23 protein-coding genes and 1 pseudogene are annotated in these 26,007 nt (G+C 73.5%); 21 read left to right on the top strand and 3 right to left on the bottom strand.

Annotation, left to right across the window (positions count from 1 at the left end):
• The 8 genes and pseudogenes from EV384_RS25245 to EV384_RS25210 all read left to right on the top strand — a co-directional run bounded on the left by EV384_RS25245 (position 1) and on the right by EV384_RS25210 (position 7,895).
• A complete protein-coding gene (locus EV384_RS25245; RefSeq protein ID WP_130337093.1) occupies positions 1 to 1,614 on the top strand; it encodes an asparagine synthetase B family protein in 1,614 nt (537 codons plus the stop codon).
• Between the two features lie 61 nt (positions 1,615 to 1,675).
• Complete coding sequence (locus EV384_RS25240) at positions 1,676 to 2,281, top strand: DUF6461 domain-containing protein (protein WP_130337091.1); 606 nt, start codon at positions 1,676 to 1,678, stop codon at positions 2,279 to 2,281.
• 109 nt (positions 2,282 to 2,390) lie between these two features.
• Positions 2,391 to 2,966, top strand: a complete 576-nt coding sequence (locus EV384_RS25235; protein WP_130337090.1) for an IS607 family transposase — start codon at positions 2,391 to 2,393, stop codon at positions 2,964 to 2,966.
• Positions 2,963 to 4,390 (top strand): IS607 family element RNA-guided endonuclease TnpB, encoded by a 1,428-nt coding sequence (tnpB, locus tag EV384_RS25230; RefSeq protein ID WP_130337088.1) that lies wholly within the window; start codon positions 2,963 to 2,965, stop codon positions 4,388 to 4,390. The genes EV384_RS25235 and tnpB overlap by 4 nt, the downstream gene beginning before the upstream one ends.
• 7 nt (positions 4,391 to 4,397) lie before the next feature.
• Positions 4,398 to 5,224: pseudogene (locus EV384_RS25225) on the top strand (MerR family transcriptional regulator).
• Positions 5,225 to 5,342: 118 nt separating this feature from the next.
• Positions 5,343 to 5,825, top strand: coding sequence for a DUF1203 domain-containing protein (locus tag EV384_RS25220; protein WP_130337086.1), 483 nt, complete (start codon positions 5,343 to 5,345; stop codon positions 5,823 to 5,825).
• A gap of 51 nt (positions 5,826 to 5,876) precedes the next feature.
• Complete coding sequence (locus EV384_RS25215; protein ID WP_130337084.1) at positions 5,877 to 6,809, top strand: PfkB family carbohydrate kinase; 933 nt, start codon at positions 5,877 to 5,879, stop codon at positions 6,807 to 6,809.
• Between the two features lie 84 nt (positions 6,810 to 6,893).
• Positions 6,894 to 7,895, top strand: a complete 1,002-nt coding sequence (locus EV384_RS25210; protein WP_130337082.1) for a carcinine hydrolase/isopenicillin-N N-acyltransferase family protein — start codon at positions 6,894 to 6,896, stop codon at positions 7,893 to 7,895.
• A gap of 58 nt (positions 7,896 to 7,953) precedes the next feature.
• Here EV384_RS25210 and EV384_RS25205 read toward each other — a convergent pair whose 3' ends face one another.
• Positions 7,954 to 9,402: an LVIVD repeat-containing protein gene (locus EV384_RS25205; protein ID WP_130337080.1), complete on the bottom strand. Its 1,449-nt coding sequence runs from the start codon at positions 9,400 to 9,402 to the stop codon at positions 7,954 to 7,956.
• A gap of 465 nt (positions 9,403 to 9,867) precedes the next feature.
• On the bottom strand, positions 9,868 to 11,313 hold the full coding sequence (locus tag EV384_RS25200; RefSeq protein WP_130337078.1) for an LVIVD repeat-containing protein: 1,446 nt from the start codon (positions 11,311 to 11,313) through the stop codon (positions 9,868 to 9,870).
• Positions 11,314 to 11,451: 138 nt separating this feature from the next.
• Here EV384_RS25200 and EV384_RS25195 point away from each other — a divergent pair, with 138 nt between their 5' ends.
• The 8 genes from EV384_RS25195 to EV384_RS25160 all read left to right on the top strand — a co-directional run bounded on the left by EV384_RS25195 (position 11,452) and on the right by EV384_RS25160 (position 18,933).
• Positions 11,452 to 12,144: a DUF305 domain-containing protein gene (locus EV384_RS25195; protein WP_130337076.1), complete on the top strand. Its 693-nt coding sequence runs from the start codon at positions 11,452 to 11,454 to the stop codon at positions 12,142 to 12,144.
• 37 nt (positions 12,145 to 12,181) lie between these two features.
• Positions 12,182 to 12,910 carry a hypothetical protein gene (locus EV384_RS25190; RefSeq protein WP_130337074.1) on the top strand — a complete coding sequence of 243 codons (729 nt, stop codon included), beginning with the start codon at positions 12,182 to 12,184 and terminating at the stop codon, positions 12,908 to 12,910.
• 34 nt (positions 12,911 to 12,944) lie between these two features.
• Positions 12,945 to 13,190, top strand: coding sequence for a GntR family transcriptional regulator (locus tag EV384_RS25185; RefSeq protein ID WP_423202970.1), 246 nt, complete (start codon positions 12,945 to 12,947; stop codon positions 13,188 to 13,190).
• Between the two features lie 2 nt (positions 13,191 to 13,192).
• Entirely contained in the window at positions 13,193 to 13,627 is a 435-nt protein-coding gene (locus EV384_RS25180; protein WP_130337072.1) for a hypothetical protein, read from the top strand.
• On the top strand, positions 13,624 to 14,859 hold the full coding sequence (locus EV384_RS25175) for a sensor histidine kinase (RefSeq protein ID WP_130337070.1): 1,236 nt from the start codon (positions 13,624 to 13,626) through the stop codon (positions 14,857 to 14,859). The genes EV384_RS25180 and EV384_RS25175 overlap by 4 nt, the downstream gene beginning before the upstream one ends.
• Positions 14,856 to 15,521, top strand: a complete 666-nt coding sequence (locus EV384_RS25170) for a response regulator (protein WP_130337068.1) — start codon at positions 14,856 to 14,858, stop codon at positions 15,519 to 15,521. Before EV384_RS25175 ends, EV384_RS25170 begins: the two co-directional genes overlap by 4 nt.
• 150 nt (positions 15,522 to 15,671) lie before the next feature.
• Entirely contained in the window at positions 15,672 to 16,448 is a 777-nt protein-coding gene (locus tag EV384_RS25165; RefSeq protein WP_130337066.1) for an ABC transporter ATP-binding protein, read from the top strand.
• 4 nt (positions 16,449 to 16,452) lie between these two features.
• Positions 16,453 to 18,933, top strand: a complete 2,481-nt coding sequence (locus EV384_RS25160; RefSeq protein ID WP_130337064.1) for an ABC transporter permease — start codon at positions 16,453 to 16,455, stop codon at positions 18,931 to 18,933.
• Positions 18,934 to 18,997: 64 nt separating this feature from the next.
• Here EV384_RS25160 and EV384_RS25155 read toward each other — a convergent pair whose 3' ends face one another.
• Entirely contained in the window at positions 18,998 to 20,398 is a 1,401-nt protein-coding gene (locus tag EV384_RS25155; protein WP_130337062.1) for a serine/threonine-protein kinase, read from the bottom strand.
• Between the two features lie 558 nt (positions 20,399 to 20,956).
• On the opposite strand from EV384_RS25155, the gene EV384_RS25150 reads away from it, so the two are divergent.
• The 5 genes from EV384_RS25150 (at position 20,957) to egtC (ending at position 25,972) form a co-directional block, all read left to right on the top strand.
• Positions 20,957 to 21,598, top strand: a complete 642-nt coding sequence (locus EV384_RS25150) for an RNA polymerase sigma factor (protein WP_130337060.1) — start codon at positions 20,957 to 20,959, stop codon at positions 21,596 to 21,598.
• Between the two features lie 16 nt (positions 21,599 to 21,614).
• On the top strand, positions 21,615 to 22,364 hold the full coding sequence (locus EV384_RS25145) for a hypothetical protein (protein ID WP_130337058.1): 750 nt from the start codon (positions 21,615 to 21,617) through the stop codon (positions 22,362 to 22,364).
• A gap of 154 nt (positions 22,365 to 22,518) precedes the next feature.
• Positions 22,519 to 23,754 (top strand): ergothioneine biosynthesis glutamate--cysteine ligase EgtA, encoded by a 1,236-nt coding sequence (egtA, locus tag EV384_RS25140; RefSeq protein ID WP_130337056.1) that lies wholly within the window; start codon positions 22,519 to 22,521, stop codon positions 23,752 to 23,754.
• Complete coding sequence (gene egtB, locus EV384_RS25135; protein WP_130337054.1) at positions 23,751 to 25,091, top strand: ergothioneine biosynthesis protein EgtB; 1,341 nt, start codon at positions 23,751 to 23,753, stop codon at positions 25,089 to 25,091. Before egtA ends, egtB begins: the two co-directional genes overlap by 4 nt.
• Positions 25,092 to 25,225: 134 nt before the next feature.
• Complete coding sequence (gene egtC / locus EV384_RS25130) at positions 25,226 to 25,972, top strand: ergothioneine biosynthesis protein EgtC (protein WP_130337052.1); 747 nt, start codon at positions 25,226 to 25,228, stop codon at positions 25,970 to 25,972.
• Positions 25,973 to 26,007 lie beyond the last annotated feature (35 nt).

The following is a 26,007-nucleotide window of genomic DNA, read 5'->3' as shown; positions in this document are numbered from 1 at the left end:
ATGTGCGGCATCGCGCTCAGCATCGGTCCGGAGGCCGACCCGGCCACCTTCCGCCGGATGCTGGCCGTCCTCGCCCCGCGCGGCGAGGTCACCGAGACGCGGCAGGAGAACGGCCTGCTGGCCGGCGTCCGGCGGCTGCGGATCGTCGACCGACACCGCGCGCTGCAGCCCTGGGTCTCGCCCGACCAGCGGTACCTGCTCTGCTACAACGGCGAGGTCTTCAACCACTTCGAGCTGCGCGTGGAGCTGACGCGGCTCGGGTACGCGTTCCGGGGCGGGAGCGACACCGAGGTGGTGCTGGCCGCCTTCCTGCGCTGGGGCGAGGACGCGGTGCGCCGGCTGCGCGGGGAGTACGCCCTCGCCGTCGTGGAGCGGGCCACCGGCCGGGCCTACCTGGCCCGCGACCCGCTCGGGGTGAAGCCGCTCTACTGGGCCCGCAGCCCGGGCTGCCTGCACCTCGCCTCCGAGGTCAAGGCGCTGGTCGGGCACGGGGCGCCGATCAGCGAGGTGCCGCCCGGGCACCACGGCTGGGCCGAGCCCGACGGGACGGTCCGGCTGCGCCCGCACGTCGACCTGCTGACGCTGGGCGTGGGGCTGCCGGTGATCGACGACCCGGACGAGGCCGCCCTGCTCGTCCGGGTCGCGCTCACCGACAGCATCCGGATGCGGGTGGACACGGACCTGACCGTGGGCGTGGTCCTCTCCGGCGGGTTGGACAGCTCGCTGGCGCTGCTGCACGCCCACCGGATGCACCCGGACTGCCTGGCGATCACCGTCGGCGTCCCGGACAGCCCCGACGTGGCGTACGCCCGGCGGTTCGCCGCCGACCTCGGCGTGCCGCACGAGGTGGTCGAGCTGCGCCCGCGCGACATCCGGCTGGCCGACGTCCGGGAAGCGATCCGGATCTCCGAGCTGACCGAGTACGGCGACATCATCAACGCCGTGGTCTCGGTGCCGATCTTCCGCCGGCTGCGCGAGCTGGGGGTGAAGGTGGTGCTCACCGGGGACGGGGCGGACGAGCTGTTCGGCGGCTACCCGATGTACCGCCGGGTCGGCCCCGAACGGTCCCGCCGGCTCGTCCTCCACAAGATCCGCAACCTCTGTCGTACGGAGTTGCAGCGGGTCGACCGGACCAGCATGGACCACGGGGTGGAGGCTCGGGTGCCCTTCCTCGACCTGAGCGTGGTGGAGCTGGCCATGCGACTGCCGCTGGAGCTGAAGATGCGCGACGGGCAGGAGAAGTGGATCGTCCGGCGGGCGTTCGCCGACGTGCTGCCCGACTACGTCCGGCGGCGGCCGAAGAACCCGATGTCGTACTCGTCCGGGCTGCACGAGCGGGCCCGGCTGTACAAGCCGCTCTTCGCCCGGCTGCACCGGTCGTTCGGCTACGACCTGCTCGAACCCGTCCGACGGGACTTCGACAGCCTGCTCACCCGCTGCGGCAACGACCTGGACCGGGCGATCGCCGACGGGCTGGCCCGTCCCGACTACACCGTGCTGGAGCACGCCCGGGACCTGGTCGGCGCGGCGAGGTGGAACGCCGCGCCGGTGGTCCGCCGGCTGGTCGGCCCGCGCCGCACCCGGGGCGGCGACGAGGCGCCGCTGCCCGGCTGACCACCCGGTACGCCCCGCCCGAGGGCACCCGACTGTCGGTGCCGTCGGGCACGATGTGCCGGTGACCCTCACCGCGACCGACTACGCGTGGTTCCCCGAACGATTCTCCGCGCTGGCCGAGGCGTACTGCCTGACCCTGGTCGAGCGGGTGTCCCCGGTCGAGCTGCTGGACCGGCTCGACGCCCGCGAGCGGCGCGTGCTCACCGGCGTGGACGCCCTCGTCGAGCCGGCCTACGGCGCGTGGGAGGACGGTGGCGGCGACGACGCGTTCGTGGGCGTCGCCGCCGTCGGCGACTGGTCGCTGGTCGTCGAGCCGAACGGCCTGCTCGGTGTCACCGAGGCGGTGCTGACGCCGCTGTCGCGGGGCCGCACGGTCGTCTCCCACTTCCGCAACGTCAACGCCCTCAACCTCTTCTTCTGGTACGTCGACGGCGACCTCCGACTGCAGTTCGAACCGCTCTTTCCGGACAGTCGGGTCGGCAGCGATCCCGACGGGCTGGTCGAGGTGATGCGAAGGGTCGGGTTCGACCTCGACGGCGACGACTACGACCGGTGCGACGAGGCGGCGTTCGCCCTCGCCGCGCACCTGACCGGGGTGCGGTTCACCGCGGACCTGCTCGCCTCGGCGGAGTACCTGTGCGGCACCGTCCGGCTGCCCGGCCGCTGAGCGGTCCGGGCTTGACTCTGACACCGTGTCAGGGCCGACCGTGGGGGTAGTCAGCAGTTCACTCATCTGTGAGCAGGCGTACGAATCTGTGAGTATTAGTATCGGTCTGATGAAGCTTGCCGAGTGGGCGCGTCGCAGCGGGGTGCACCCGCAGACCGCGTACCGGTGGTTCCGCGAGGGGACCATGCCGGTGCCCGCTCGGCGTCTTCCGTCTGGCACGATCATGGTGGATGTGGCCGGTGGTGACACCCAGGGCCGGGTGGTCGTTTACGCCGGGGTGTCGTCGGTCGACCAGCGAGCCGATCTGGATCGGCAGGTAGCCCGTGTGACCGCGTGGGTGACCGGGCAGGACATGGTCGTCTCCCGCGTGGTGACCGAGGTCGGGCCGGCGCTGAACGGTCGACGCGAGAGGTTCCTCGGGCTGCTGCGTGACCCGAAGGTGACCACGATCGTGGTCGAGCACCGGGACCGGTTCGCCCGGTTCGGTGGCGAGTACGTCGAGGCGGTGCTTGCCGCGCAGGGACGTCGGCTGCTGGTGGTCGACCCGGCCGGGGTGGACGACGACCTGGTGCGGGATGTGGCGGAGATCCTGACCGGCCTGTGTGTCCGGCTGTACGGGCGCCGCGGCGCAGCGGACCGGGCCAGCCGCGCGGTGGCCGCCGCCACCGCCGGGGACCTTTCGTGAAACGGTACGAGTCGCCCGCCGGGTGGACCGTTCAGGCGTACAGGTTCGCCCTCGACCCCAGCGACGTGCAGGTGGCCGGTCTGCGCCGCAACACCGGCGCGGCACGGTTCGCTTTCAACCACATGCTGCGGCGGGTCAGCGCGGTCAAGGCGCAACGCGCCGCCGAGGCCAGCTACGGGGTGGCCGAGGCGGACCTGACCCCGTGGCAGGGCTGGTCGTTACCGGAGCTGCGCCGCACCTGGAACGAAATCAAGACGTGGGTGGCGCCGTGGTGGGCGGAATGCTCCAAAGAGGCGTTCAACACCGGCCTGGCCAACCTGTCGGCGGCGCTGGGCAACTGGCACGCCTCACGTACCGGTGCCCGCAAGGGCCGCCGGATGGGCTGGCCCCGGACCAAGAGGAAGCACGGCCGCAGGTCGGCCCGGTTCACCACCGGCGCGATCCGGGTCGACCCCGGCTACCGGCACGTGGTGTTGCCACGGCTGGGCCGCATCCGTACCCACGAGTCCACCCGTAAGCTGGCCCGGCGGGTGAGGGCTGGCACCGCGACGATCCTGTCCGCAACGGTCACCGAGACCGCCGCCAGGTGGTTCTGCTCGTTCCAGGTCGCGGTCAAACGCGTCGTGGGCCGTGCGGCGCACACGCCGAAAGCCGGTCGGATCGTCGGCGTGGACACCGGCATCACGCACCTGGCGGTGCTGTCCACCGGCGAGCTGGTGCCCAACCCGGCACCGTTCAAGGCGGCGTTGAAGAAACTCGGCAAGGCCCAACGCCGGGCCGCCCGCCGAATCGGCCCGTACGACCCGGCCACCCGGCGTAAGCGGACCGCGTCCAATCGGTGGCAGCGGGCGCAGGACACTGTGGCCCGGCTGCACGCCACCGTCGCCGCTGTCCGCGCCGACTCGTGGCACCAACTCACCACCCGGCTGGCGCAACAGTTCACCACGGTCGTGGTCGAGGACCTGCACGTGGCCGGGATGGTCCGCAACCGTAAGCTGGCCAGGGCTCTGATCGACGCCGCCCCGGCGACCCTGCGCCGGCACCTTGGCTACAAGACCGGTTGGTACGGCAGCGTGTTGTACGTCGCCGACCGGTGGTACCCCAGCTCCAAAACCTGTTCAGGCTGTCAGACGGTGAAACCCAAGCTGTCGCTGGCCGAACGCACCTTCAACTGCACCACGTGCGGACTGTCCCTGCACCGGGACGTCAACGCCGCACGTAATCTTGCCGGCCTAGTTCGGCACGTCGACCTGGAGTTGCTGGGCGACGCAAAAACAGGACGTGGAGCCTACGTAAGACCCGTAAGACCTGCACCCGCAGGCGGGGCAGCGGGCCGTGAAGCGTCAAGACCGGTTCATCCGGTCAACGCCGCCCGGCAACGGACGGCTGCCAATCGTGAGTCACATTTACTCACTGAAAGGTAACGGGACCATGTTCACCATCGGAGAGAATTCGCCGGACTCGGTCGGGTGTCGGTGCGGATGCTGCGGCACTACGACGGCATCGGACTGCTGCGCCCGGCCGCCGTCGACCCGCGCACCGGCTACCGGTACTACCGGGCCGAGCAGCTGCGCCGGCTCAACCGGGTGATCGCCCTCAAGGAGCTGGGGCTCACCCTGGACCAGGTCCGGGCCATCGTGGACGACCAGGTCGACGTCGCCGAGCTGCGCGGCATGCTGCGGCTGCGCCGCGCACAGTTGGAGGCGCAGGTGGCGGCGGACCGTGCCCGGTTGGCCGGGATCGAGGCGAGACTCCGGATGATCGAGAGGGAGGGTCGGATGACCAGCCAGGACGTCGTACTGAAGGAGATCCCGCCGGTCCGGGTGGCGGAGCTGACGGGGACCGCGCGCAGCTACCAGACGCCGGACATCAGCCCGGTGATCCAGCCGCTCTACCCGGAGCTGTTCCGCCGGCTGGCGGCCGCCGACATCTGCCCGACCGGGCCGGGGCTCGCATACTACGAGCCCGCCGGGGAGGGCGAGGCGGTCGTCGTGCACGCCGGGGTGGGGGTCGACGAGGACCGGGCGGCCGCGGGGGACGTCGCGATCGTCGACCTGCCCCGGGTGCCGACCGCCGCCACGATCGTCCACCACGGGTCGATGGACGAGGTGGAGGGCACCCTCCAGGTGCTCGCCATCTGGATCGAGGAGAACGGCTGGCGGGCCACCGGCTTCGCCCGTGAGCTCTACCTGGACTACTCCCAGGAGGAGCCGGAGAAGGGCGTCACGGAGCTGCAGATTCCGGTGGTCAAGGGCTGACCGCCCGGGCGGAACGGGGGACGGGCTGCCCCGTCGCGGCCGCCCGTCCGTGCCCGGCCGGCGACGCGAGGTCCGATCGCCGCCAGCATCCCCGTCCGGACCGCGCGAGGGTGGGGTCATGACGACAGCCATCCACACCACCTTCCTCGTCCGCCACCTGCCGGCCGGAGTGCTGGCCGCCGTCCGGGAGACCGGCCGCGACGCGGCGGGGCAGCCGGTGGAGCGGTGCACCGCCGAGGGCGGGGAGCCGCTGCGCTGCTGCCTGCGCGACGCCACCCCGGGCGAGCCGCTGCTGCTCTTCGGCTACGCGCCGCCACCGGCGGCCGGGCCGTACCGGGAGGTGGGGCCGATCTTCGCCCACGACACGGACTGCCCGGGCGCGGATCCCGCCGGCGGCTACCCCGCGCAGTGGCGGGGGCGTCCACAGGTGCTGCGGGCGTACGACCGGCGGGGGCGCATCCACGGCGGCCGGCTGCACGACGGCGACGACCCGGAGGCGGTCATCGCCGAGCTTCTCGCCGACCCGGCGGTGGTCGCGCTGCACAGCCGCAACGTGGCGTACGGCTGCTACATGTTCACCGTCGAGCGGTCCTACGACTGAGCCACCCCGTCCCGGGGGCGTGACCGGCGGTGGCCCGGGTATCAGCCCCGCATGGCGGGACTGGACGCGATCGCGGTCGGGCAGGTGGCGCGGGACCTGGTGCTGCTGGTGGACGGGGTCCCGGACGCCTCTCGGACGGCCCCGGTGCGGCGTCGCCGGGAGCTGCTCGGCGGCAAGGGCGCCAACCAGGCCGTGGGCCTCGCCCAGCTCGGCGCGCGGGTCGGCCTGCTCGGGGTGGTGGGGCTGGACGAGGTCGGGGACCGGCTGCTCGGCCAGGCGCGCACCGACGGCATCGACGTCGCCCCGGTGCTGCGCCGCGAGGGCACGCCGAGCGCGCTCATCGTCGACGTGGTGGACGCCCACGGCCGCTGGCGCTACCTGGAGGACATCCCCGAGGAGACCCTGCTGACCGAGGCGGACGTGGCCGGCGCGGCGGACGTGGTGCGGGCGGCGCGGGCGGTGCTCGTACAGCTGCAGCAGCCGCTGTCGGCGGCGCTGGCGGCGGCGCGGTGCGCCCGGGCGGCCGACCGGCTGGTGCTGCTCGACGGCGCGCCGGACGACCCGGACGGCGCGGCTGAGCTGCTCGCCCTCGCCGACGTGCTGCGCGCCGACGCGCGGGAGGTCGGCCTGATCGTCGGTGACCCGCCGCGGGACGCCGACGCCGGCCTGCGGGCCGGCCGGGAGCTGCTCGGTCGGGGGCCGTCGCTGGTGGCCGTCGAGGTGGCGGGGGAGGGGAACGCCTTCGTCTGGCCGGGCGGGGAGCTGTTCGTGGCGCTCAGCGAGACGCCCACGGTGGACAGCACCGGCGCCGGCGACGCGTTCGTCGCCGCGCTCACCGTCGGCCTGCTCCGCGGCGAGCCGCCCGAGCGCACCGCCCGGTACGCGGTCGCGGCGGCCGGCGCCACGGTGGGCCATCCCGGCGGCCGGCCGGCCCTCACTCCGGCGGCGATCGAGGAGCAGCTGGCCCGCATCCCGGCGTCCTGACGGCCGGCCCGCCGCCACGGCGAGGCAGGCGAGCGGCCGGTGCGGCGATGGACAACCGTCTCTGCCTGCCCTAGCGTCGCCGGTATGCGGAGGAGGACTCTGATCGCCGCAGGCGGCGCCCTGCTGCTCGCCGGCACCGCGTGCACGCGTCCGCCGACCCCGGCGCCGCCCCCGGCCGCGGCCGGGACGCCGACGGCCTCCCGGCAGGACCCGGGCCAGGTTGAGCGGACCCTGGCAAGCCTGCGCAAGGTCGACGACCTGCCGCTGTACGAGATGACCTACACGGGCGACTACGACCCGACGGTCGGCATTCCCGCGCCGCCCACGGCGAGCCCGTTCGGCTGTTCGCTCTTCGCCGCGCTCGGCGACCGTGGCCGGCCGTTGTTCGCCCGCAACTTCGACTGGGAGCCCAACCCGGCCCTGGTGCTGCGGACCGACCCGCCGGACGGGTACGCCTCGATCTCCCTGGTGGACATCTCCTACCTCGGGGTGGGCTCCGACCCGGCCGGCGACCGCCGGCTGCTCAACGCGCCGCTGCTGCCCTTCGACGGAATGAACGAGCGCGGACTCGCCGTGGGACTGGCCGCCGACGACCGGGCGACCGCGCGGCCGGTGCCGGGCCGGCCCACCGTCGGTTCGGTACGCGTCCTGCGCCTGGTGCTGGACAACGCCGCCACGGTGGACGAGGCGATCGGCGTCTTCGAGCGCTACAACCTGAACTTTGCCGGCGGTCCGCCGCTGCACTACCTGCTCGCCGACGCCACCGGCGCGTCCGCCGTGGTCGAGTTCGTCGACGGGACCATGCGCGCCCGACGGGGCCGGGGCGCCTGGCAGGCACTGACCAACGTGCCCGTGGTGGGCGTGTCCGAGCAGGTCCTGCGGCAGGACCACCGGTACGGGGTGATCGCCGCCGCGCTGGACCGGACCGGCGGCGTGGCGGACGGACCCGCCGCGCTGAAAATCCTCGACGCCGTCCGGCAGCCGCACACCCGCTGGTCGGTGACGTACGCCCTGCGGACCGGCGAGGTGCGGCTGGTCACCGCGACCGGTGACGGCGAGCGGCGCTACCAGTTGCCGATGAGCTGACGGGAGGCGGGCCCGGCCCCCCGCGTGCGGGGACCGGGCCCGAGTGTGGTGGAGACCGTCAGTCCCGGTAGTCGGGCTGGGTCTGCACGTTGAGCCGGGTGAAGTGCCTCGTCTCCGCGCCCGGGATGGACGCCTGGTCGATCTCCAGCACGTCCAGACCCTTCTGGATGTCGCTGGAGAAGATGTTGCCGTTGTAGTAGTACGACGACCAGGCACCGCCGAGAACCAGGCGGGTGTCGGAGATCGGTCCCCGCTCCCAGTAGCCGATCTCCCGCGGGGCCGACGAGTCGGTGAAGTCCCAGACGGAGATGCCGCCCTGGTACCAGGCCTGGACCATGATGTCGCGCCCAGGCACCGGGATCAGCGAGCCGTTGTGGGCCACGCAGTTCTCGGTGCTGGAGTTGTCCCGGGGGATCTTGAAGTAGCTGCGGAACACCATCGTCCGGGCGTCACCGCTGCCGGTGACGTCGTAGATGGCGTCCGCGCCGCGGTTCGGCCCGACGGTCGTGTTGCAGGTCGCCGCGCCGCCGCCGCCCAGCTCGTCGGTGAAGATGACCTTGGTGCCGGTGTTGTTGAACGTGGCCGAGTGCCAGAAGGCGAAGTTGACCGTGTCCCGGACCTGGTTGATCACCCGGGGCGCCTCCCGGTCGGAGATGTCCATCAGGATGCCGTCACCCATGCAGGCGCCGGCGGCCAGGTCCTTCTGCGGGTACGCGGTGATGTCGTGGCAGCCGGTCGTGGCCGAGCCGCCCGGGCGGCCCGGGTACCCGCCCTCCGGGAAGAGGTTCGGCGTGGCCACCACCGCCGCGTCGGTGGGCGTCTCAAGCGGCACCTTGACGATGGAGATGGAGTCGTGCGGTGGCTGGCAGTCGGGGAAGGCCGACGCCGGGCTGTACGAGGAGACGTACAGGTAGACGGACAGGCCGTCCTTCGCGGGCACGAGGGTGTGCGTGTGCGAGCCGCAGTCCGTCTCGACGGCCTTGATGTAGCGCGGGTTGGTCTTGTCGCTGATGTCGAAGACCTTGATGCCCTCCCAGGACTCCTTGACCGCCGCCGACTGCGAGACGCTGCTGCAGGAGTCGTCGCTGCGCGAGGAGTCGGTGGAGAGGAAGAGCAGGTCACCGTAGACCGAGATGTCGTTCTGGGACCCCGGGCAGAGCACCTGCGACATGATCTTCGGATTCGACGCGTTCGCGATGTTGTAGATCGTGAACCCGTTGTAGTTGCCGACGAACGCGAACGGTCCCTGGAAGGCCATGTCGGTGCCGAAGGCGCTCTCGGTGTCGAACGGCGCCTGCTTCGGCAGGTTGGCTATCTGCCGGATGTTCGGGCTGCTGGAGATCTGGTCGACGACGAGCCCGGTGGTGTCCACCGTGGCGGGCTCGGCGCTGAGCCTTGGGGTCGCCTGAGCGCCCGGGGCGGCGGCGACGCTGGCGAGAAGGAGGCCGGTGGCGGCCAGGCTCACGATCCGGAGCCGACGGGATGGGGACGTACGGAATCTGATCATCGGCGAGGCCCTTCGAAAGGGGATGATGATTGTCCACACCTTACCGGCGAACGACCGACCTCAATGTGATCTGGGTCACATCATTCGTGTTTGCCGATGGATGCGATCGGTGCGACCTCGACCGGGAGAAGACACGCATGACCGGTCGGCGTGGACGGACCATCATGGCCGTCACAGTCGCGGCGGGGGTTGTATGTGGAGCTTTCTCTGGAGCTGAATCGCCGCGGCATCAGGTCCGCTGTCAGCGGGCGCACGCGCCGTCGTGGCCAATGAGGAGCGGAGACCTGAACTTCGACGGCGGACCGTCGCTGATATACCTGATCGGGCGCTGACCAAGATGCTGGTCGTCGGCATCCTCGAGGAGCGCCGGGACCGGCGGGGATCTCAGGTATCAGTTTTTGCTGAACTGAGTCAGCACACCCGGACCCGACCCCTGGCGGGGCCGAGCCCGGGTGTGCCCTCCGGTCAGTCCCGGTACTCGAACTGAGTCTGCACGTTGAGCTGGTTGAAGTGCCTCGTCTTCGCGCCGGGGATCGACTGCTCGTCGATCTCCAGCACGTCCAGGCCCTTCTGGTCGCTGGAGTAGATGTGTCCGTTGTAGTAGTACGCCGACCAGGTGCCGCCGAAGGTCAGCTGGGCGGCGTTGACCGGACCCCGCTCCCAGTAGCCGATCTCCTTCGGGTTGGCCGAGTCGGTGAAGTCCCAGACCGAAACGCCGCCCTGGTACCAGGACTGGACCATGATGTCGCGGCCGGGCACGGGAATCAGCGAGCCGTTGTGGGCCACGCAGTTCTCGGTGTCGGCGTTCTCGCGAGGGATCTTGTAGTAGCTGCGGAACACCAGCGAGCGGTTGTCACCGCTGCCGCTGACGTCGTAGATGGCGTCCGCGCCCTTGTCCGGCCCGACCTTCTTGTTGCAGGTCGCCGCGCCGCCACCGCCGAGTTCGTCGGTGAAGACGACCTTGGTGCCGCTGTTGTTGAAGGTCGCCGAGTGCCAGAAGGCGAAGTTCTTCGTGTCGCGCACCCGGTCGGTCACCCGGGGGGCCTCCCGGTTGGAGATGTCCATCAGGATGCCGTCGCCCATGCAGGCACCCGCCGCCAGGTCCTTCGCCGGGTAGGCGGTGATGTCGTGGCAGCCGCTGGTCGCCGTGCCGTTGCCGCTGCCCTTGTATCCGCCGTCGGGGAAGAGGTTCGGCGTGGCCACCACCGCGGCGTCGGTCGGGGCGCCCAGCGGCACCTTGACGATGGAGATGGAGTCGTGCGGCGGCTGGCAGTCGGGGAACGTGTCCGACGGGAAGTACGACGACACGTACAGGTAGACCGAGGTGCCGTCCTTGGCCGGGACGAGGGTGTGGGTGTGCGAACCGCAGTTGGTCTCGACTGCCTTGACGTAGCGTGGGCTGGTCTTGTCGCTGATGTCGAAGACCTTGATGCCCTCCCAGGACTCCTTGATGGTCGCGGACTGCGCGACGCTGTTGCAGGAGTCGTTGCTGCGCGAGGAGTCGGTGGAGAGGAAGAGCAGGTTGCCGTAGACCGAGATGTCGTTCTGCGACCCGGGGCAGAGCACCTGCGACACGATGGCCGGTGCGCTGGGACGGGCGATGTCGTAGACCACGAAGCCGTTGTAGTTGCCGACGAAGGCGTAGTTGCCCTGGAAGGCGACGTCGCTGTTGGTGGCGTTCAGCGGGGCCTGCTTCGGCAGGTTGGCGATCTGCCGCAGGTTGGGACTGCTGGCGATCTCGTCGACGCCGGGGATGGTGTTCGAGGCGTCCCCAGTGGTGCCTGACGCTGGCTGCGATACCACCTGGGCGTTGGTCGGTGGGGCGACCATGACACTGGCGATCAGGAGACCGGCCGCGGCCAGGCTCACGACTTGGAACCGCCGTGTTCTTGGCGTGGAGAATTTGATCATCGGCGAGCCCTTCGCAAGGGGGGTGACGACTGTCCACACCTTACTGTCCCCTGAGGTCGGTACATGTGACCTGAGTCACATGTCGGCGCCTTGGTCAATGGATACCATCGCGGTGACCTCGACCTCAGGGAGTGGCTCATGACCAACCGGCGCGCCCGGACCCTGGCGATCGTCACACTGGCCCTTGCGCTGCCGGTGGTGATCCTGATCGTGGTCCGCTTCGGCGGGTCAGGCTCCGCACGACCCGTCTCCGCCCCGGCCACCGCCGCCCCGGCGGGCACGCCCGCCCCGACCGGCCCCGCAGTCATCGTGCCCGGGCGACCGGGGGAGTCGGCGGCCGTACGGGCGGCCGAGGAGATCGGCGACGTCGCTCCGGCCCCGCACAACTCGATGGACGTCTGGTTCGTGCGGATGATGATCCCGCATCACGCGCAGGCCCTGGAGATGGCCGCGCTGGCCCCCGACCGGGCCGCCGACCCCGACGTCCGCGCCCTGGCCGACCGGATCCGGGCCAGCCAGGGGCCGGAGATCGACATGATGCGCGGCTGGCTGCAGAACCGCGGCCTCTCGCCAGAGGTGGCGGGGCACGACCACGGCACGATGCGCGGCATGCAGTCGCCGGAGGCGATGCGCCAGCTCGCCGCCGCCCGGGGCGCCGAGTTCGACCGGCTCTTCGTGCGGATGATGACCGAGCACCACCAGGGTGCCGTCGAGATGGCCACCAATCTGCTCAAGGTCGGCTCGGATCTCACCCTGTCGGAGTTCGCCAACTCCGTCGCCACCGAACAGGCCGTGGAGATCAACCGCATGCACGAGCTGCTGGCCCGCTGACCGCCACATGACCACCAATCCCCGACGGACCGGGCGAATGGCAGCGGTTGTTGATTCCGCCGAGCCGCGACCCCAGCTCGACTACTACCTGCTCCTCTCGCCCGCCGACGGCCGTCCGTTGAATCCGGAGGGGATCGTCATCGAGGAGTTCGTCCGAGACCGCCACTGCGTGACGGTGGGCCTGCACAACGCAGGATGGACGCCGGCGGACGGCCGCTGGTGGAGTTCCGCTTCGTTCAGCCGCGGTATGCGTACCGACCCGGAGCTGTCCGGGCGGGTGACGCCGGTCGGCCGCGGCGCCGCCGAGGCGGCCTACCGGCGGCTCGGCGGGGGACGGCTGCCCGCCGAAGCCGTACTGCGTAGCTACTTCCGTGACTACGAACCGTTTGCTGTCGCGCCGCCGCTCCGGCTCGGCCCGGCGGACGCACCGGACGGATTCCACGAGAAGCGGGTCTACCGCGTCCTGTTCGCCAAGGATCTTCGTGCGGACCAACTGGCGAACCTCACTGCCGTGTGGCGGACGCCGGCCGACGGAGAGCTCGCCGATCCGGCGGCATGGGGGTTTCCCGCCGGCCGACTGCGCGTAGGCGGCGACCTCTTCGCCTGGAATCTCCGCAGGATCGACCGGAACCTCGCCTGGTGCCTCGACCTGACCGCCTCGCTGGCGACCGACGCCGACGACGCCGTCGGGCCGGTGCTGCACGAGCTGACCTCCGTCCTGCGCCAGCAAGGGCTGATTCCCGTGACGACCGAACGGTTCGCCTGACGGCTCAGCCCTTTCCCTACCGAAACCTCCCGTCCTGCCGGAGTACTTCGCATGCCCGCACCACCGAAGTTCGAGCCGCACCATCGGCGAATCATCGCCGACATCAGGGAAACGCATCGCCTCGGGCGAGTGGCCTCCCGGACACAAGCTGCCCTCGACCAAGGCGCTTGCCGAGCTGTACGAGGTCGGCAGCCAGTCGACGGTCCGCCAGGCCATCACGATCCTCATCGAGACCGGCGAGCTCTACGGTCACCAGGGGCTCGGCGTCTTCGTCGCCTAACCGTGAGGACCCGACGGCGAGGGGAACGACGACCGCCGGCGTGTGACTGCACGCCGGCCTGGGTCACGCTGGCCGTCTGCGACGGGCGGTCCGGGCTGGCCTCGGGTACCGCCCACCTGCTGGCCCACCTGAGACGGGCGACCGCCCCGTTGCTGCCGGAGCTGGTCAGCGACACGGAGATCCGGGTCGCGCTGAGTTCCCGGGTGGAGGCCGATGCCCTCAGCCGGGCACTGTGCGACTGGGCGGCTGGCGCGGACGACGGCTGGACAGTGACCATCACCGGGTCGGGTTGGCCCGCCCCCGGGCGGGCCACGTTGCACCAGGTGCGCGGGCGGTTCGCCGCGGAATGGATCGCCTGGTCGGTCGCCGTGGCCGCCGGCTTCGAAAACGGTCCGACGGTAGGCATCGACGAGCGGGACGCCCCGTACGCTGGGTGACCGTGAACCGCACGATCTTCGGTCGTCCGCTGCGCGGCGTCGCGTTCGACGTCGCCGTCTCCGGACTGGTGGCGCTCTTCGCCGTCGCCGGCGTGGTCACCCAGCCGGGCGGCTGGAAGGCGACCGGGGTCGGCCTCGCCATGGCGGTGGCGCTGCTGTTCCGGCGGTCGCACCCGACTCCGGTGGCGGCCGTGGTGGGCGCGCTCGCGCTCACCCAGGTGATCGCCGGCTGGGGCCCTCAGGGCTACGACATCGCCGTGCTGATCGCCCTCTACAGCGTGGTGAAGTACGCCGACGGGCTGCGGGACGGCATCCTCGCCGGTGCGGTCGCCGCCGTCGGGGTGGTGCTCGCCGCGCTCCAGGTCCGCGGGCCGGCGGCGTGGTGGGCGAGCGCGATCTACTTCGGGCTGATCACCGGCGCGGTCTGGCTGGTCGGACTCAACGTGCGGACCCACCGGCTCTACGTGCTGACCCTAGAGGAGCGGGCCGCCACCCTGGAACGCGAGCGGGAGGCCGAGTCCCGGGCGGCGGTGGCCGAGGAGCGCACCCGGATCGCCCGGGAGCTGCACGACGTGGTCGCCCACAGCATGGCGGTGATGATCGTGCAGGCCGACGGCGCCCGCTTCACCATCGACCGGGACCCGGCCACCGCCCGGGAGGCGGTCAAGGTGGTCGCGGACACCGGCCGGCAGGCGCTCGAGGAGATGCGGCGGCTGGTGGGCGTACTGCGGGAGCCCAGCCGGCCCGAGCCGGTGGCCGCGCCCGGCATGGCGGGTGAGCCCGGCGGCGGCGGGTTGTCGGCGGAGCCGGCGCACCGCCGGCCGGCGCTGGTCGAGCTGCCCGAGCTGCTGGACCGCTTCCACGCCGCCGGGCTGCGGATCGCCTGGACCGTGACCGGCGAGCCGCCGGCGCTGCCGCCGGGCCTGGAGCTGACCGTGTACCGGGTGGTGCAGGAGGCGCTGACCAACGCCCTCAAGCACGCCGGGGTCGGCGCGTCCGTCGAGCTGGACCTCGGGTACTCCGACGACGCCGTGCTGGTCCGGGCCGTCGACGACGGGCGCGGCCGGCCGCTGGTCCGGCCGGCGCCGTCTGGCGGGCACGGCCTGGTCGGCATGCGCGAGCGGGTCAGCGTGTACGACGGCAGCCTCACCGCCGGGCCGCGGCTGGCCGGGGGCTGGCGGGTCGAGGCGCGGCTGCCGCTACCGTCGGCGGCCGAGGGGGTGGCGGCATGACGGTCCGGGTGGTGATCGTGGACGACCAGGCGCTGGTGCGCGCCGGGTTCAGGATGGTGCTGGACTCCCAGCCCGACCTGGCGGTGGTCGGCGAGGCGATCGACGGCGCCGACGCGCTGCGGGTGCTCGACCGGGTCGAGGCGGACGTGGTGGTGATGGACATCCGGATGCCGACCATGGACGGGGTGGAGGCGACCCGACGGATCTGCGCCGGGCGGCCGCCGGGGCGGCCCCGGGTGCTGGTGCTCACCACCTTCGACACCGAGGCCGACGCGTTCGCCGCCCTGCAGGCCGGGGCGAGCGGCTTCCTGCTCAAGAACGTCCCGCCGGAGGAGCTGCTGGCCGCGATCCGGGTGGTGGCCGAGGGCGACTCGGTGGTGGCGCCGTCGATCACCCGGCGGCTGCTCGACCGGTTCGCCGGTCAGCTCGGTCCCGGCCCGACCGGGGACCCCCGGCTGGCCCAGCTCACCGAGCGGGAACGGGAGGTGCTGCTGCTCGTCGCGCAGGGACTGTCCAACGCGGAGATCGCCGCCCGGGTGCACGTCGCCGAGGCGACGGTGAAGACCCACGTGGGCCGGATCCTGGCGAAGCTCCAGCTCCGCGACCGGGTGCAGGCGGTGGTGCTGGCGTACGAGAGCGGGCTGGTCACCCCCGGCGGCTGAGCGGGCGTACGACCTGGGTCGTACGGGTCCACCCGGTCGGGGGCGACCCGGGGCGTACCCAGGTCGAGCGCGCAGGTGGAGATCAACTGGCCGGTGCCGCGCATAGCGTCGGAAGGGTCAGATCCACCGCCTCCACACGGGGAGCAGCACGTGTCCGTCGCACCTGTCACGACCGCCGCCGGCGTCGCGGTCACCGCCCGGGACCTGCGCAAGGAGTACGGCGCCGGCCAGTCCCGGGTCGTCGCCCTCGACGGCGTCGACCTGGACTTCGCCGCCGGCCGGTTCACCGCCATCATGGGACCCTCCGGGTCCGGCAAATCCACCCTGATGCACTGCCTCGCCGGGCTCGACCGGCCGACCGGTGGCGCGGTGCGGATCGGCGACGCGGACCTCGCCCGTCTCGACGACCGGCGGCTCACGCTGCTGCGCCGGGACCGGGTCGGCTTCGTCTTCCAGAAGTTCAACCTGCTGCCCACCCTGACCGCCGAGGAGAACATCGTGCTGCCGCTGGCCATCGCCGGCCGGCGGCCCGACCCGGCCTGGCTGCGGCAGGTGGTCGCCGCGGTGGGGCTCACCGACCGGCTCCGGCACCGGCCCGCCGAGCTCTCCGGCGGCCAGCAGCAGCGGGTCGCGGTGGCCCGGGCGCTGATCACGCGACCATGGGTGGTCTTCGCCGACGAGCCCACCGGCAACCTGGACTCCCGCTCCGGCGCCGAGGTGCTGCGGCTGCTCCGCGAGGCGGTCGGCACCCTCGGCCAGACCGTGGTGATGGTGACGCACGACCCGGTGGCCGCCGGGCACGCCGACCGGGTGGTCTTCCTCGCCGACGGCCGGCTGGTCCACGAGCTGGTCGCGCCGACCGCCGGCCAGGTCCTCGACGCGCTCACCCGCCTCGACGCCGCCGCCACGCCAGCCCGGGGGCGGTGAGGCGATGTTCCGCCTGACCCTGCGCCAGGTACGCGCCGACGGGCTGCGCCTGCTGCTCTCCTCGCTGGCCATCCTCCTCGGCGTCGCCTTCGTCGCCGGCACGCTGATCTTCACCGACGGCATGCGGGCCGCCGCCTACGACCGCGCCGGCACCTTCGACCGGCACACCGACCTCGCCGTGTACGCCGGGGAGACGCCCCTGCCGCCCGCCCTGGTCGACCGGGTGCGGGCCGTCGACGGGGTGGCCGCCGCCGACGGCGAGCTGACCGGCTCCGCCGGGGTGGTCGGCTCCGACGGCCGCCCGGTGCTCGGGTACGCCGTCCTCGCCTCGATCCCCACCGACCCGGCCCTGCAGTCGTACGACGTGGTGGCCGGCCGGCTGCCGGAACGCCCCGGCGAGCTGGTGCTCGACGCGCCGACCGTCGCCGACGAGGGTTTCCGGCTCGGCTCGCCGGTGCGGGTCGGCGGGACCGGGGGAGCGGCCCGGCCGTACACCCTGGTCGGCACCGTGGACGTGGCCGGCACCTCGCGGGACGTCGGCGGGCCGTACCTCGGGCTGGTCGGCGCCGACGCGCTCGCGGTGACCGGCGAGCGGGGGTACGGCCGGATCATGGTGGCCGCCCGGCCCGGGACGGACCCGCGGGCGCTGGCCGAGCGGGTCCGCGCGGTGGCCGGGGCCGGGGCGACGGTGAAGGACCGGCAGCAGATCCTCGACGACGTCGTCGACGAGGCGGTCCGCGACCAGCGGCAGTTCGGGCTGTTCCTGCTGACCTTCGCCGCGGTGGCCGTCGTGGTGGCCGGCTTCGTCATCGCCAACACCTTCGCCATCGTGCTCGCCCAGCGGACCCGGCGGACCGCGCTGCTGCGGCTGGTCGGCGCCACCCGCGGCCAGATGTTCCGGGCGACCCTGCTGGAGGCGGCGGTGGTCGGGCTGCTCGCCTCGGTGCTCGGCGTGCTCGCCGGCGCCGTGCTCGCGGGCGGGCTGAACGCGTTGCTGTCGGCGTGGGACGCCCCGGTCTCCGGCGGGCTCACCCTCACCGCCCGGACGGTGCTGCTCTGCCTCGGCCTCGGCACGCTGCTCACGGTCGGCGCCGGGGCGCTGCCAGCCTGGCAGGGGACGCGGGTGCCGCCGGTGGCCGCGCTGACCGACGCGGCGGTGCGGCCGTCCCGGCGGGCCGGCCGGGTCCGGCTGGCGCTGGGCGCGCTGGTCTTCGCCGCCGGGGTGGCGGCGCTGGCCGGCGCCGGCGTGGCCGGCCAGGTGCCGCTGGTGGCCGCCGGCGGGGTGCTCAGCTTCTTCGGCATCGTGCTCTTCGGCCCGGTGCTGGTGCCGGCGCTGGTCCGGGTGCTGGGCTGGCCGGCCCGGCGGCTGCTCGGCGCGACCGCCGGGCTCGCCGTCGCCAACGCGGTCCGCAACCCGCGCCGGATCGCCGCGACCGCCACCGCGCTGGTCATCGGCATCGGTCTGGTGTCGGCGTTCGTGGTCGGGGCGGGCAGCGCCAAGGCCGGCATCGAGCGCGCGGTCGACGCCGAGATCGGCGTGGACTTCCTGGTCACCGGGATCGGTGCGGACCTGCCGGCGTCGCTGGCCGGGGAGCTGGCCGCCCGCCCGGAGCTGGGCATCGTGCACGAGCAGCGCAGCCGCGTCGTCGGCGGCGTCGAGGTGCGCTCGGCGCACCCCGCCCTGGTCGGCCGAACCCTGACCGCCGTGGACGCCGGCGACGTCGGCCGGCTCGGCCCGGGGACCGTGCTGGCGCACCGGGAGGTGGCCGCGGCGCGGGGCTGGACGGTCGGCTCGACCGTGACCGTCGCCGGTCGGCCGTTCCGGGTGGCGGCGGTGGTCGCCGACGACGGTCCGGCGTTGGCCGGCAGCCCGGTGCCCGCCGGCTTCGTGGTCGACGTGGTGGACGCCGACTTCGGGCGGCTCTTCCCGGCCGAGCGCGGGTACCTGGCGGAGGTCGACCCCGCCGACGGGGTCTCCCCGGCGGCGGCCCGGACCGCGATCGAGTCGGTGCTCGGCAACTACCCCACGGTGAACCTGATGGACCAGGCCGCGTACAAGCGGATGCTCACCGGCACGGTCGACATGGTGCTCGCCTTCGTCACCGCGCTGCTCGGTCTGGCCGTCGTGATCGCGCTGGTCGGGGTGGCGAACACGCTCAGCCTGTCGGTGGTCGAACGCACCCGGGAGAACGCGGTGCTGCGGGCGGTCGGGATGACCCGGGGCGGGATGCGGGCCGTGCTGGCCGTCGAGGCGGTGCTCACCGCCCTGGTCGGCGCGCTGCTCGGGATCGCGCTGGGCACCGGCGTCAGTGCGGGCGCGATGGCCGTCGTCGCCCGGATCGGCGGCGACTTCACCCTGGTCATGCCGTGGGCGCGACTCGGCCTGATCCTCGCGGTGGCGGTGTTGGCGGCGCTCGCCGCCGCCGTCCTGCCGGCCCGGCGGGCGCTGGCCCGGCCGGTGGTCGAGGCGCTCGGCGCGGAGTGACGCCGGCCCCCGCAACGGCAACGCTCCGGCCCGCGGTCGCGGGCCGGAGCGTGGTCGGCTCAGCTCAGCTCAGGGTGGCGCCCTCGGCCGGCGGGTTCGGCGGAGTGCTCTCCGTCGTCGGCGGCGGGTTCGGCGGGGTGCTCTCCGTCGTCGGCGGCGGGTCGGGCGGGGTGCTCGCCGTGGTCGGCGGCGGGTCGACGGGCGCGGAGCTCGACGGGCTGCCCGACGGTGCCGGGTCGGCGGTCGCGCTCGGCACCGCGCTCGGCGTCGCCGAGGGCGAGACGGACGGCCGCGCGCCCGGGCCGACCGGGCGGTAGGTCCGGCCGTTCTGGTTGGTGGGCGTGACCTCGTTGACCACGGGGTCCTCGCCGGCGCCCCCACTGGGCGCGGCCCCGGGCGACGCGGGCGGGATGGTGGTGGCCGGGTTGTTGTTGACCGACTTCGCCGCGCCGAGCGCCGCGCCGAGGGCGGCCAGCGCCAGCAGCACGGCGGCGAGCGCGCCGACCAGGGTGCCACGCCGGCCCCGGCGGCCCGCCGGGGGGACCGTGGCCAGCGGGGCCGCGGCCGTCAGGTCGTCCCGGGTGTTGGTCGGGCCGGCCGGCCGGCGCAGCGCGACCGGCACCATCGCGGTGGGCGACTCGGAGACCGCGGCGCGGGCCGCGGCCGCCATCTCGGCGCCGGTCGCGAAGCGGTCGGCCGGGTCCTTCGCCAGCGCCCGGGCGACCAGCTCGCGGACCGGCTCCGGGATGTCGGGCGACAGCTCCGGCGGCGCGTCGTCGAGATGGCGCACGGCGACCTGGAGCGGATTGTCGCCGGTGAACGGCGGACCGCCGGTGAGGCAGCAGTACGCGACCGCGCCCAACGCGTAGATGTCGGTGGCGCCGGAGACCGGGCGGCCGGCGGCCTGCTCGGGAGCCATGTAGAGGGCGGTGCCGGGCACCGCGTTCGTGCTGGTGATGCTGGTGACGTTGGTCGACCGGGCCACGCCGAAGTCGACCAGCACCACGCTGCCGTTCTCCTGCACCAGCAGGTTGCTCGGCTTGACGTCCCGGTGCACGATGCCGCGGGCGTGCGCCGCGTGCAGGGACTGGGCCACCTGCGCCACGATCGACATGGTCTCGGCGACCTCGAGCTGGCCGGCGGTCTCGATCCGCCGGGACAACGGCTCGCCCTCGACGAACTCCATGACCAGGTAGTCGGCGCGGCTGCCGTCGGGCAGGTCGTCCGTGCCGGAGTCGAAGACCTGCACGATGCCGGGGTTGCGCAGCGAGGCCATGATCCGGGCTTCGGCCCGGAACCGGGCGATGAAGTCGGGGTCGGACACCAGCGCCGGAAGCAGGACCTTCACTGCGATCTGACGGCCCAGCACCTGGTCCGTGGCACGCCAGACGTCGCCCATGCCGCCGGTGGCGACACGTTCGTCCAGGCGGTACCGACCGCTGAGTACGACTTCCGATGACAACACCCCAATACCGTACCCAGCGGGGCGGCGGAGTATTTCCCGCGATCTCTCCGGTCGGAGACGGCGGCCGGTCCGAGGTCGATCCGCCGAACGGTCAGCGACACCAGCGCCGTTTGGCCAACCCGTGACGACGCGGATACGCTCGGCCCGAAAAAGGTGCCGCTGGGCTCGTATGTCTGGTTTCAGGATCCCGGATTCACCGGTTCACCCCCTGATTCGGGCATCGGAGCGTCGAAAGGCCACCGGCCGTTACGCCAACTCGCCGTGTTTGGTCGTAGACAAATCTCACTATTTCCCTGTTGGACGCCGGCTTGTCGTGCCAGCGATCCACTCCTAGCGTTAGCCCGGCTCCGGGCCGCCCCGTCGCGCCGGTACGGTATGTCCGCCGACGGCCGTGCTTTACGGCGTTGTCCATACGTGCCGCCCGCCGCTCCGGCGTCGGGCGCGATCGGGTCAGCGGGGGGCTGATGGTGCGGGTGGTGGTCCGGTTACCGGACAGGGCGGGCGTCGGCCATGCCGGACCCGACACGGGCCGGCCCGCGGATTCAGGACGGCGGGTACATGACCGGTGAGCTGAGCGAGGCGGTCGTCGCCGCGCAGGCGGGGGACGAGGAAGCGTTCCGGTTCCTCTACCGCAGCCTGCAACCCGGCCTGCTGCGCTATCTCACCGCGCTGGTCGGCGCGGACGCCGAGGACGTCGCCTCGGAGACCTGGCTGCAGATCTCCCGCGACCTGCCGAGCTTCACCGGCGGCGAGTTCCGGGCCTGGAGCGTGACGATCGCCCGTAACCGCGCCATGGACCACCTGCGCCGGCAGCGCCGCCGGCCGTCGCTGCCGGTGCCCGTGCAGGCGCTCAGCGAGCTGGCCGGAGACGCGGACACCGCCGAGCGGGCCGGCGAGACCATCGGCACCGAGGCGGCGCTCGCGCTGATCGCCACCCTGCCGCCCCGGGAGGCCGAGGCGGTGCTGCTCCGGGCGGTGATCGGGCTCGACGCGGAGACCGCCGGGCGGGTCCTCGGCCGGCGCCCGGGCGCCGTCCGCACCGCCGCCCACCGGGGGCTGCGCCGGCTCGCCGCCCTGCTCGAACGGGGCGAGCCGGGTCAGTCCTCGGGCGGGAACGGGAATCCGAGCCCGCCCCGCCCCCGTACCGGCCGGGGACGGCACGCGCCCAGCGCGCCGCACGCCGAACCGGCGGACGGATGACGTGAGGGGATTCCGAATGAGCTTTCGCCGGTCCGACGGACCCGCCGACCGGGCGGAGTCCGAGCGTCTCCTCGACGCGGCCCGGGACGCCCGACCTCCCGCAGCCGACGCAGACCCGTTGCGGCACCTGCTCGCCGCCGCGGCGGCCCCGGCGAACCCGGGCGAGCTGTCCGGCGAGGAGCAGGCCCTGGCCGCGTTCCGGGCGGCCCGCGCGGCACCCGCGCCCGCGCCGGCGCGGGCACCCGGACGACGGCGGCTGCGGGCCGGCGCCGTGGCCTGGGTCGCCGGGCTCGCCGCCACCGCCACCGCCGGCGTCGCCTTCGCCGCGGTCAGCCTCGACGCTCCCGAGGAGCCCACGCCCCCACCCGCACCCACCACGCCGGGCGGCGGCGACAGCTCGCCGTCGCCCACCCGGGGCGCCGACCCGACCGGCAGTGACCCGGGCGCTCCCGGCGCCACGGCGCCGTCCGGGGCACCCGGCACCACCGGCACGGGGCCGGGCCGATCGGCGGGTACGGCGAAGCTGACCGGGCTCTGCCGGGCCTACCTCGCCAGGTCGACCGAGCAGCGCGCCCAGGCGCTGGAGACGCCGGCCTTCGCCGACCTGGTCACCGCCGCCGGCGGCGCCGAGCGCGTCGAGGACTACTGCCTGCGCCTGGTGCCGGAGGCGAGCCCGACCTCCTCGTCCAGCCCCCGTGCCGCCAGGTCGACCCGACCCACTCCCGCCGCCCCGGCCGGGAAGTCGAGCACCGGCACCGACGGCTGAGCCCGGGATCCGGACAAAAATTCATCTCCACGGGCGCGCGGATTCCGTCTGCTAGACAGAAGATGGTGGGACCGCGGGTGCACCCGCCGACGACGGTCGGTGACAGCGCGGTCGACGCAGCGGTCGGGACCCGCGTGGAGAAGGGAGCCGTCTCTTGGTGATGTCACCAGAGCTGGACCGGGCGACCGTCCTGCGGGACACGGCCGGGGCGGTCGGACACATCGCCAGGATCTGCTTCAAGACCGGCCCACCCAGGTTCACCGGCGTCGAATTGGAATGGACCGTGCACGACGCGGCGGACCCGGCCCGCCCCGTCGACCGTGAACGACTGCGCCGGGCGTTGGGGCGGCACAGCCCCGTCACCATCGGCGGGACGAGCCCCGCCGAGCCGCTCCCCGGTGGCGGCAGCGTGACCGTGGAGCCGGGCGGGCAGGTGGAGATCTCCACCCCGCCGCAATCGTCGATCGCCGCGCTGATCGCGGCCACCGAGACCGACATCGCCGCGCTGACCGCCGTGCTGGACGCCGCCGGCCTGGTCCTGGGCCACACCGGCATCGACCCCTGGCGGCCACCGCGCCTGGTCGTGGAAACCCCTCGCTACCAGGCCATGCGCTGCGTCTTCGACCAGCGTGGACCGGCCGGTCGGACCATGATGTACAGCACCGCCGGGCTGCAGGTCTGCCTGGACGCCGGCGAGCCGGAGCGGCTGGCCGAGCGGTGGGCGGCGGTGCACGCGATGGGGCCGCCGTTGCTGGCCGCCTTCGCCACCGCGGACCGGCACGCGGGCCGGCGTACCGGCTGGGCCTCGGCCCGGATGGCCGCCTGGCTGGCCATCGACCCGACCCGGACCCGGCCGGTCTGGTCCCCGGCCCGGCCCGACCGGGACCCGGTCGCGGCCTGGACCGAGTACGTCCTCGCCGCGCCGCTGCTCTGCCTGCGCGACGACGGTCCGGACTGGACCCCGCCGACCGGGGTCACCTTCGCCGACTGGCTCGCCGGGGCGCTGCCCCGGCCACCCACCACCGACGACCTGGAATACCACGTCAGCACGCTCTTCCCCCCGGTACGCCCGCGCGGCTACCTGGAGGTCCGCTACCTGGACGCCCAGCCCGGTCGGGAGTGGACGCTGCCGCTCGTGGTGCTGGCCGCCCTGCTCGCCGAGCCGGGCACCACCCGGGCCGCGCTCACCGTCGCCGCCCCGGTGGCGGACCGCTGGCACGCCGCCGCCCGGTACGGCCTCGCCGACCGGCCGCTCGCCACGGCGGCGGCGGCCCTGTTCGACCTGGCCCTGGCGGCCCTGCCGGGGCTGGACCTGCCGCCGGGGACGCACGAGGAGACGACCCGAGGAATCCGGCGGCGCCGCGCCGCCGCGGAGAGGGGGTACCGGTGACGACGACCGAGCGGCCGGGCACGGAGGCGGAGCGGCTGCGCAGCCGGATCGCGGTGGAGCTGGAGCGGACCCGGGCCCGCACGGCCCTGCTCACCGAGGCGGTGGACGACGACGACCTGATGCGGCAGCACTCGCCTCTGATGTCCCCGCTGGTCTGGGACCTGGCCCATGTCGGCAACCAGGAGGAGCTCTGGCTGGTCCGCGACGTCGGCGGCCGCCCACCCGTCCGCCAGGACATCGACGACCTGTACGACGCCTTCAAACAGCCCCGCAAGGACCGGCCGTCGCTGCCGCTGCTGCCGCCGACCGAGGCGCGAGCGTACGTGGGCACCGTCCGGGACAAGGTCTACGACCTGCTCGACGGCATCCGCTTCACCGACCGGGGACTGGTGGCCGACGGGTTCGCGTTCGGGATGATCGTGCAGCATGAGCAGCAGCACGACGAGACCATGCTCGCCACCCACCAGCTGCGCTCGGGGCCGCCGGTGCTGGACGCGCCGCCGCCGCCGGAGCGGCGGGCCCGGGTGGCCGGCGAGGTGCTGGTGCCGGCCGGCCCGTTCACCATGGGCACCTCCACCGACCCGTGGGCGCTGGACAACGAGCGCCCCGCGCACACCGTCGAGCTGCCCGCGTACGTCATCGACGCCGCGCCGGTCACCAACGGCCGATACCGCGAGTTCATCGCCGACGGCGGGTACGACGAGCCGCGCTGGTGGAGCGAGGCGGGCTGGCGGCACCGCACCGAGGCGGGGCTGACCGCGCCGATGCACTGGCGGCGCGACGGCGACGGCTGGGCGTACCGGCGGTTCGGCCGGTGGTCGCCGGTCCGTGACGACGAGCCGGTGGTGCACGTCTGCTTCTTCGAGGCGGAGGCGTACGCGGCCTGGGCCGGCCGGCGGCTGCCCACCGAGGCCGAGTGGGAGAAGGCGGCCCGCTGGGACCCGGCCACCGGTCGCTCCCGCCGCTACCCGTGGGGCGACGAGGACCCCACGACCGAGCACGCCAACCTGGGGCAGCGGCACCTGTGGCCCGCGCCGGTGGGCGCGTACCCGGCGGGGGCGTCGCCGCTCGGCGTGCACCAGCTGATCGGCGACGTCTGGGAGTGGACCTCGACGACCTTCCGCGGACATCCGGGCTTCGCCGCGTTCCCGTACCGCGAGTACTCGGAGGTCTTCTTCGGCGACGACTACCGGGTGCTGCGGGGCGGTTCGTTCGGCACCGACCAGGCGGCCTGCCGGGGCACCTTCCGCAACTGGGACTACCCGATCCGGCGACAGATCTTCAGCGGGTTCCGCTGCGCCCGCGACGCTGCGGAGCGGAGCGGAGCGGCAGTGTGAGCGCGAGGAGTGAGCCGGTCTTGCGAGCCCCGCAGTCGCGAACTGAGGTGGCAGTGTGAGCGCGAGGAGTGAGCCGGTCTTGCGAGCCCCGCAGTCGCGAACTGAGGTGGCAGTGTGAGCGGCGGTGCCGCCTGATGTGTCGTCACCTCGCGTACCTGGGACCGCCGGTCAGCCTGCGGACCCTGCTGTACGACCCGCCGTACTCGCTGCTGCGGCAGTCCTGGGCGCCGCGGGACATGCGCGGCGGCGGCACGATCAACGCCGACGGCTTCGGCGTCGGCTGGTATCCGGGTGAGGGCGACCCGGTCCGCTACCGGCGGGCCCAGCCGCTCTGGGGCGACACCACCCTGCCGGAGCTGGCCGCCGTCACCGTCACCGGCGCGGTGCTCGCCGCCGTCCGCTCGGCCACCGTCGGCATGCCGGTGCAGGAGAGCGCCGCCGCGCCCTTCGCCGAGGCGCGCTGGCTGTTCAGCCACAACGGGGTGGTCCGGGGCTGGCCGGACGCGATGGTCCCGCTCGCCGCCGAGCTGCCGGTACGCGACCTGCTCACGCTGGACGCGCCGACCGACGCCGCGCTGCTGTGGGCGCTGGTCCGGCACCGGCTGCGGGCCGGGGAGGAGCCGGCCGCGGCGGTGGCCGCCACCGTGGCGGCGGTCGCGACGGCCGCCCCCGGCTCCCGGCTGAACCTGTTGCTGACCGATGGCCGGACGGTGGTGGCCAGCGCCGCCGGCCACGCGCTGTCGGTCCGGACCGCCGGGGACTCGGTGCTGCTGGCCTCCGAGCCCCTCGACGACGACCCCGACTGGCGGCCGGTGCCGGACGGGCAGCTGGTGGTGGCCACCCGGGCCGGGGTGCGGACCCGCGCCCTGGCGGGCGGGTGACGCCGGACTTTTTCGCAGGTGGGACAGGGACGTTC

It is taken from the genome of Micromonospora kangleipakensis (assembly GCF_004217615.1).
Taxonomy (GTDB): Bacteria; Actinomycetota; Actinomycetes; order Mycobacteriales; family Micromonosporaceae; genus Micromonospora; species Micromonospora kangleipakensis.
The sequence above is the reverse complement of the archived record's forward strand: the minus strand, read 5'-3'. Positions and strand labels throughout refer to the sequence as shown.

Bases quoted from the DNA above. Each gene is read 5' to 3' on its own strand.
- EV384_RS25245 (WP_130337093.1), top strand. From the start codon at position 1: ATGTGCGGCATCGCGCTCAGCATCGGTCCGGAGGCCGACCCGGCCACC.
- EV384_RS25235 (WP_130337090.1), top strand. From the start codon at position 2,391: ATGAAGCTTGCCGAGTGGGCGCGTCGCAGCGGGGTGCACCCGCAGACC.
- EV384_RS25220 (WP_130337086.1), top strand. From the start codon at position 5,343: ATGACGACAGCCATCCACACCACCTTCCTCGTCCGCCACCTGCCGGCC.
- EV384_RS25215 (WP_130337084.1), top strand. From the start codon at position 5,877: ATGGCGGGACTGGACGCGATCGCGGTCGGGCAGGTGGCGCGGGACCTG.
- EV384_RS25210 (WP_130337082.1), top strand. From the start codon at position 6,894: ATGCGGAGGAGGACTCTGATCGCCGCAGGCGGCGCCCTGCTGCTCGCC.
- EV384_RS25205 (WP_130337080.1), bottom strand. From the start codon at position 9,402: ATGATCAGATTCCGTACGTCCCCATCCCGTCGGCTCCGGATCGTGAGC.
- EV384_RS25200 (WP_130337078.1), bottom strand. From the start codon at position 11,313: ATGATCAAATTCTCCACGCCAAGAACACGGCGGTTCCAAGTCGTGAGC.
- EV384_RS25195 (WP_130337076.1), top strand. From the start codon at position 11,452: ATGACCAACCGGCGCGCCCGGACCCTGGCGATCGTCACACTGGCCCTT.
- EV384_RS25190 (WP_130337074.1), top strand. From the start codon at position 12,182: ATGGCAGCGGTTGTTGATTCCGCCGAGCCGCGACCCCAGCTCGACTAC.
- EV384_RS25170 (WP_130337068.1), top strand. From the start codon at position 14,856: ATGACGGTCCGGGTGGTGATCGTGGACGACCAGGCGCTGGTGCGCGCC.
- EV384_RS25160 (WP_130337064.1), top strand. From the start codon at position 16,453: ATGTTCCGCCTGACCCTGCGCCAGGTACGCGCCGACGGGCTGCGCCTG.
- EV384_RS25150 (WP_130337060.1), top strand. From the start codon at position 20,957: ATGACCGGTGAGCTGAGCGAGGCGGTCGTCGCCGCGCAGGCGGGGGAC.
- EV384_RS25145 (WP_130337058.1), top strand. From the start codon at position 21,615: ATGAGCTTTCGCCGGTCCGACGGACCCGCCGACCGGGCGGAGTCCGAG.
- egtC (WP_130337052.1), top strand. From the start codon at position 25,226: ATGTGTCGTCACCTCGCGTACCTGGGACCGCCGGTCAGCCTGCGGACC.